Source organism: Burkholderia sp. DN3021 (genome assembly GCF_049805555.1).
GTDB classification, from domain to species: domain Bacteria; phylum Pseudomonadota; class Gammaproteobacteria; order Burkholderiales; family Burkholderiaceae; genus Burkholderia; species Burkholderia pyrrocinia_C.
The window spans coordinates 1-1,216 of record NZ_JBNCAB010000233.1 but is presented as its reverse complement, the minus strand read 5'-3'; the positions used below and the strand labels follow the sequence as shown (position 1 = coordinate 1,216).

Genomic DNA, 1,216 nt, shown 5'->3' with positions numbered 1-1,216 from the left:
CTCGCTTTCTATATATAAAATTGCCAGACAATTCGCGCTGTGATGCGTAGAAATCTTCATCAATTTCTTTGATAGCAAATGCTTCTCGGTATAAATAAACTTTAGAGAACCGCCCCAAAGCATGGGGGTAATTATCTATGTAGGAAAGATGCTCACGCAGTCTCCCATCACTTTCGAGATGCGGACGTAGCGCATCAAACTCAGCAATTGCCGCAACCATAAGATGATCTGATATGCGGCTCGATGGCTTGTCATCGTGATTTATCAGTGAATTTAGCAAGCCGTTGAACATTATTAGCCGCATTGAGTAGTCGTCACGAGCCCAAGGATGGTTGTCAATTTTCTCCCATACTTTCCGAAGGTTTTCGGCCACGTGATCATCGTATTTTGAAAAATTCGGCTTGTATCCGTCAATTGAATTCGGTGGATTTATTTTCGTCGAAGCGGAACGTACACGCCTGGCCGATGGGTTGGGAGCATTCGTTGCGCCGGAAATCAACGCTTCCAATTCCGAAGGGATTTGGAGATTCGCCACGACTTCGTCATCGTGACTCTCATCATCGACCAACATGCTAGGGGCAATGCCACTCGGGGTACTGTCATGCGTTAACCAGCGGTACAAGCCGTATGCCGCCCCAGTTACAAGCGTCGCCCCCGCCGCCACTATCGCTCCCGCTTTGTGATTCCGTGTCGCCATGAGACTAGCAGCCAGCGCTGTTGTTGTTTGTGCTCCTAACAGAGAGGCTTTTTGTGCCTCCAATGCCGATGAGCCGCCAGACGTGGCGAAGACAGGTACCGCTTCGGAAGCCCGGTGTGAGCCGGTCTCACGCATGGGGTTGGGGGTGTTCTCTTGGACGCTCTGCATCTCTCTCGAGCTGCGGCTTCCGGCCTCCCTGTCCCTCTTTGCTGAGTGGAGGTCGTTGAAATTGTCAGCACTATAGACGAAATTGCGATAGAGATAGTCCGACGTCTTTGCTGCCAATTCTTCGCTCAACGGATTGGCAAAGGTGTCCTCCAGTTCAGCAGTCAGTGCCCATCCCTGAGCCAATGCGTCACGATCCCTCTCCGCTATATATTCTGGACTTTGCTTCCATTCATCTAACGCGCGTTTCAGTTCATCAATGAGCCTCTCTCTACCGGCCGCACTATTCATAAATGCGTATACGCGTCTGTCAGGGTCATCGATTGCCAGATCGTTTCTTCTCGGCTCAGGAAG

1 protein-coding gene is annotated in these 1,216 nt (G+C 50.7%); it reads right to left on the bottom strand.

Translation table 11 applies throughout. The features are described from left to right. The coding region (locus tag ACPUER_RS36780) for a hypothetical protein (protein WP_425133581.1) at nt 1-1,216 on the bottom strand (1,216 nt) is incomplete at both ends.